Here is a 4,845-nt window from a genome sequence, read left to right as displayed (position 1 = left end):
GCCGCCCCCCAAGTCGGTGTGGGCCGACGCCCACGACCTTGAATTTGAATTTGAATTTGAAATTAAAAACTAAACGGGATTCAAAGGCCCCCCTTTAGCTCCCCCACTTTTTGTTTTATCAGCTGCCTCAGCCTCAGCGCCGCCTGCGATGCTGGCTGGTCCCGCCTGCTCAGCAAAATCACTTCAAACGGCAGCGGTTCCACAACCTCAACAATCTTCAACTGACCGATATACCGCCGGGCGGTAAACGTATCAACCACACCGACACCGCCGCCCGCCAGCACCATGTCGGCGATCACCGAGTAGGTTTTGATATACAACGCAGAGTGTGACATCAGGCCGTTCTCGCGCAGGACGCGGTTGAGCACCTGTCCCAGCGGATCCTGTTGCTGCAACATCAGCAGATCGTTCGCGCACAACCATGCCAGTGATACCGGCCCTTCGACCGGAGAATCCTTAGGCAACAGCGCGACCATATTGGCCTGATAAATAGACTCGGCAATCAGCTCCTGCGTAGCCTGCTCGCCAAACGCCAGTGCAAAATCCATTTTATATTGCAGCAGATCCTGACTCAGCGTATTGAAATGGCCGGTCACCAGTTCAACACTGCCGCCGGGGGTCTGACGACGAAAATCCACTAACACCGGTGCCATCACGCTGTGGCCAAGCGCATGCGCCGAACCGATGCGCACATGCTGGCCTTCACCCTGACGCAACTGTTCCGCCAGCTCACCAATGGCCTGAATATGGCTGAATAACGCTTCGACTTCCGGCATTAGCCGCCGCCCTTCCGGCGTCACAATCAGCCCCTGCGGTGTGCGGTCAAACAGCGCGAAACCCAGTTGCTGTTCCGCGTGATTCAGCACGCGGCTGACATTCGGTTGCGAGACGTTCAGCAGGCGTGCCGCCCCGCTGACACTGCCCGCCTGTAACACGGCCTGAAACACTTCAATGTGGCGTAAGCGCATTGCTGCCCTATTTCTGGGTGGTCGCTAAGTATGAGAAAGCACTTAACAGGCTGATAATATTTGCCACCGTCGGGCTGTGATAACCGACAGTAACGGCATCGAGACGCTCGACGCCGGGGATCAGGCCGAACAAATCTGCCAGAACCGGTTTCGCGGCCATCAGTTCGAGATGATACGGGGCACTGAATCTGGCGGCGGTAAGCGGTGCAGGTTTGCTGACGGCGATCGTCGCCTGTTTGCGGATTTTCGCGCAGGCAATCGACGGACTGTCAGATTCCGCAGCATTGGCGGAAATCGCACGTTTGACGCAGACATACTGCGATTCCGGATAATAACGGCGGATCCAGGTTTCAAGATGATCATCGCCGGTCACCAGCCATAAAGGAACGTTCAGTTCCGCACCGGCAGCGGCGTATAAATCGCTTTCGCCCACCACGTTGCCGTTGAGTTTGACGCGGTAAAAGGCACGGCCATTGATAGTATGCGCCAGAACGCCGTTTTCGCCTGCGGCGGTGTGATAGCCGACAAACATCAGGCCGTCGTATTGCTGTTGTTGCAGCCCTTCGACCATCGACAATCCGCGTGGTTTGCCCTGTACCAGCCGGGCGCGCGGGTCGATTTTATCGGCGCGCAGATTTTGCATCATCGCGTGGCTGTCGGCCACCGTCACTTCCATCGCGCCACCGGCAAACGCGCCATCAATGGCGGCGTTAACTTCACCTTCCATCAGCGCACGGGCGGCGTCGTAATCCGCATGTCCCGGGCTGCACTGTTCAGGACGCATGACACCCGCAACACCTTCAATATCCGCAGAGATAAACACTTTCATCATTCATTCCCTATGTGGTTTGGTTACCAGGCGGTGGTTAAACCCACAGCAAGGCTAGTTCACCAGGTTATCTAATACGTCACTTAACCCCAGACGGTAATGGCCGTCGAATCCGCAGACGGTTTCAGCACTCAGTAAGGCATCAATAATAGCGTGTTCTGTCGCGTCTGCCGCCAGCGCCAGTAAAGATTCCAGTTGCGCATCAGGCAGCGTGACACCGTCACGTTGCGTCGAGAATGCCAGCGCAATATCCCCTGAACCATGCCCCCAGTAACTGCCAAGACGTCCCAGTCCGGCACCGGCGCGTTTGGCGATGCGGCTAAGCTGGCGACTGTCGAGATAGCGGTCGCAGGCCATCACAATGATCACCGAACCGGCATCTGCCTGCGGCGCCAGTTGCGGCTGGATTTGTGCGATGGCTTCTCCGGCGCGTATGCCGTCAAGCGTCAGTTCCGAGAGTTTGCCAAAATTCGCCAGCACCAGAACGCCCAATGTAGCGTTGAGTGCTTCACACCGGCGCGAGGCCGTGCCGATACCGCCTTTTAAGCCGAAACAGCTCATGCCCCGTCCGGCCCCTACGCTGCCACGGGCGAAGGTATTTGCCGCGGTGTCCAGTGCGGCCAGCGCGTCGTCTTCACTGACCGCCATCGCCTGGATATCATTAAGATAGAAATCGTTGCATTCCAGGATAACCGGATTGATGGTGGCATCCGGACGCCCCATTTGCGGAAATTGCTGACAGCTGCGCTTTATCAGCGCGTTAAACAACGTGCCCGTGGCAAACGTATTACTGAGCAAAACCGGCGTTTGCAGCTCACCCAGTTCCATCACCTGAATCAGCCCCATCGGTTTACCGAAACCGTTTAATACCGCCACACCGCAAGGCAGGGGTTTTTCATACAAATTATCGCCAGGCGGCACAATGGCCGTGACGCCGGTCTGCACATCGCCAGCCGCTAAGGTGCTGTGACCGATACTCACACCGGCGACGTCGGTTATGGCATTGGTCGCGCCGCACGGAAATCGCGGGCGGAAAATCTGGCGTGTGGTGCGCCAGCGTTGCAGTAAGGCAGACAGCGCCTGCTGCTGAAATTGGTCTTCACATTCTTGCGGATGCATCAGTTTCCCGTATCAGATATTCATTTCACGATGACTTTTTCAGTTTAGGATCCAGCGTGTCACGCAGCGCATCACCGAGCAGATTGAATGCCAGGACGGTGAGGAATATCGCCAGTCCGGGGAACACGCTGACGTTCCATTTGCCTGCCATCATCATATTACGGCTCATCGCCAGAATATTACCCCACTCCGGCACATCCGGTTCCGGCCCCAGACCGATAAAACTCAGGCTGGCTGCGGTCAGAATACTGGTGCCGATACGCATGGTGAAATAGACGATAACGTTTGAGAGCGTGCCCGGCAGAATATGGCGTAAAATTACCACTCTGTCCGGTGCACCGATGCAGCGAACCGCTTCGACATAGGCACTGTGTTTAATCGATAACGTGGCCGCACGTACGATGCGGGCAAATACCGGCACACTGAAAACGGCGACCGCGATAATCACATTATTCAGCCCCGGCCCCAGAATAGCCACCACGGCAATCGCCAGCAACATACCGGGGAAGGCAAACAGCACGTCGGAGCCGCGCATGATCAGCATATCCAGCCAGCGGCCGTAATATCCGGCCAGCAGCCCGAGTAGCACACCGGCAGCCATGCCGAGCGTGACTGAAAAAATACCCACATAAAGGGAGATACGCGCGCCATAAATGATACGGCTGAGGACATCGCGACCTAAATCGTCCGTGCCGAACCAGTGTTGCGGCGTCGGACCGGCGCCGAGCGCCATCCAGTCCGGTGTCATCGGGTCAAAAGGCGCCAGCCAGGGTGCGAACACCGCGACAAATACCAGCAGCAGGATGAATCCCCCCGATATCAGCGCCATCGGATGACGGATAAAGGTATGGAAAAAGTCGTACCACGGTGAACGGATGTTATCGTTCTGCGAGGCCGGCTCAGCCGGTCGGATTTCTCCCGCAGAAGAGACAGGATCGGTCATAATCAGCTCCTAACGCAGACGGATAGCCGGATTGACCACCGCATACAGCATGTCAACCAGCAGGTTTATCACAATAAATTCAAAGACAAACAGCATGACCAGTGCCTGAATCACCGGCTGATCCTGCGTTTTGATGGACTCGATCAGTAACCAGCCCAGCCCCGGCCAGCTGAAGACACTTTCGACGATAATCGAGCCCCCGAGCAGGAAACCAAATTGCAGACCCAGCATGGTAATAATGGGGATCAGTGCATTGCGCATGATGTGCTTCCACGTCACCAGCCGGGCACGTAACCCTTTGGCATTCGCGGTGCGCACATAATCTTCCTGCGCCACATCAAGAAACGCCGAGCGGGTGAAACGTGCCATGACCGCCGCCACCGACGAACCCAGCGTGATTGCCGGTAAAATGATATCGGCTGGCTGGTTAAATCCGCTGACGGCGAATACCCCGAACGGCATGGCAACAAACTGGATCAGTAACAATCCGAGCCAGAACGGCGGCATGGAAATGCCGCCGACCGCCATGCTCATCAGTGTCCAGTCCTGCCATTTTCCGCGTTTCAGTGCGCAGACAACACCAATCACCAGCCCCAGCACCACCGACCACGCGAAGCCCGCCAGCGCCAGCAGCAGCGTTGGCATAAAGCCGCCTTCAATCACACTTAATACCGGCTGACGCGTGCGGTAAGTCATGCCCAGATCACCATGAACCATGCCGTCCAGCCAGTGCCAGTACTGTGCAGGCAGCGGATCGTTCAGACCCAGCAACTGACGCGCTGACTCAACCGCTTCAACCGGTGCATCCTGACCGGCATAAATACGCGCAGGATCGCCCGGCAGCAGTTTGATAAATCCGAAAACCAGTAATGACACCACCAGTAAGACGGGGATCATTTCCAGTATCCGGCGGATAAAGTAGGTCAGCATAAAAATGATTCCCTGAATTCAGTAAACTCCCTCCCCTGCGAAGGGGAGGGTTGGGG

Annotated in this window: 5 protein-coding genes; all 5 read right to left on the bottom strand. The window is 56.5% G+C overall.

The genetic code is table 11. From position 1 onward, the window contains the following. Positions 1-80: 80 nt before the first annotated feature. Genes J1785_RS03270 through J1785_RS03250 form a run of 5 tightly spaced genes read right to left on the bottom strand, consistent with a single transcriptional unit; the run spans position 81 to position 4,789 of the window. Complete coding sequence (locus J1785_RS03270; RefSeq protein ID WP_217218797.1) at positions 81-968, bottom strand: LysR family transcriptional regulator; 888 nt, start codon at positions 966-968, stop codon at positions 81-83. A gap of 7 nt (positions 969-975) precedes the next feature. Further along, a complete protein-coding gene (locus J1785_RS03265; protein WP_217218798.1) occupies positions 976-1,797 on the bottom strand; it encodes a M55 family metallopeptidase in 822 nt (273 codons plus the stop codon). 54 nt (positions 1,798-1,851) lie between these two features. Then, positions 1,852-2,916, bottom strand: a complete 1,065-nt coding sequence (locus J1785_RS03260; RefSeq protein WP_217218796.1) for a P1 family peptidase — start codon at positions 2,914-2,916, stop codon at positions 1,852-1,854. A gap of 25 nt (positions 2,917-2,941) precedes the next feature. Continuing rightward, complete coding sequence (locus J1785_RS03255; protein WP_217218795.1) at positions 2,942-3,859, bottom strand: ABC transporter permease subunit; 918 nt, start codon at positions 3,857-3,859, stop codon at positions 2,942-2,944. Between the two features lie 9 nt (positions 3,860-3,868). Beyond that, positions 3,869-4,789, bottom strand: a complete 921-nt coding sequence (locus tag J1785_RS03250) for an ABC transporter permease subunit (RefSeq protein WP_129951446.1) — start codon at positions 4,787-4,789, stop codon at positions 3,869-3,871. Positions 4,790-4,845 lie beyond the last annotated feature (56 nt).

Source organism: Rahnella perminowiae (assembly GCF_019049755.1).
GTDB classification, from domain to species: Bacteria; Pseudomonadota; Gammaproteobacteria; order Enterobacterales; family Enterobacteriaceae; genus Rahnella; species Rahnella perminowiae.
Note: the sequence above shows the minus strand (reverse complement) of the source record. Positions and strands in the feature narration are given on the sequence as shown.

Coding starts and splice junctions, on each gene's coding strand:
- J1785_RS03270 (WP_217218797.1), bottom strand. CDS start 968: ATGCGCTTACGCCACATTGAAGTGTTTCAGGCCGTGTTACAGGCGGGC.
- J1785_RS03265 (WP_217218798.1), bottom strand. CDS start 1,797: ATGAAAGTGTTTATCTCTGCGGATATTGAAGGTGTTGCGGGTGTCATG.
- J1785_RS03260 (WP_217218796.1), bottom strand. CDS start 2,916: ATGCATCCGCAAGAATGTGAAGACCAATTTCAGCAGCAGGCGCTGTCT.
- J1785_RS03255 (WP_217218795.1), bottom strand. CDS start 3,859: ATGACCGATCCTGTCTCTTCTGCGGGAGAAATCCGACCGGCTGAGCCG.
- J1785_RS03250 (WP_129951446.1), bottom strand. CDS start 4,789: ATGCTGACCTACTTTATCCGCCGGATACTGGAAATGATCCCCGTCTTA.